General features: G+C 62.5%; 1 protein-coding gene. It reads left to right on the forward strand.

Going from position 1 to position 432, the window contains the following annotated elements; all coding sequences use genetic code 11:
- Positions 1-432 (forward strand): hydroxyacylglutathione hydrolase (gloB, locus tag AC1DLB_RS32170; protein ID WP_477786557.1); only part of this gene is annotated, 432 nt, incomplete at both ends.

The raw sequence follows: 432 nt of genomic DNA on the forward strand, positions 1-432 counted from the left end.
CTCATCACCATCATGACCATGTCGGCGGCGTCGAGCGGCTGAAAAAAGCGACAGACGCAACCGTCCATGGCCCGGCCAGCGAGACCATCCCGGCACGGGACGTGGCCCTCAAGGACAGCGACCGGATCACCGTGCTGGGTTGGGACTTCGATGTCATCACAGTACCGGGCCATACCCTCGGGCATATCGCCTATTACCACCGCGGTCATCTGTTTTGCGGCGACACCCTGTTCGCTGCCGGTTGCGGACGCTTGTTCGAAGGCACGCCCGAGCAAATGCATCACTCGCTGAGCCGCCTCGCGGCGCTTCCCGAAGACACGCTGGTCTACTGCACCCACGAGTACACCCTGAGCAATCTGAAGTTTGCCGTGGCGGTCGAACCGGGCAATCCCGACACCCTCGAACGACTGGCCAAAGTCACCCGTCAACGGG

It is taken from the genome of Pseudomonas sp. 05N434 (genome assembly GCF_056396965.1).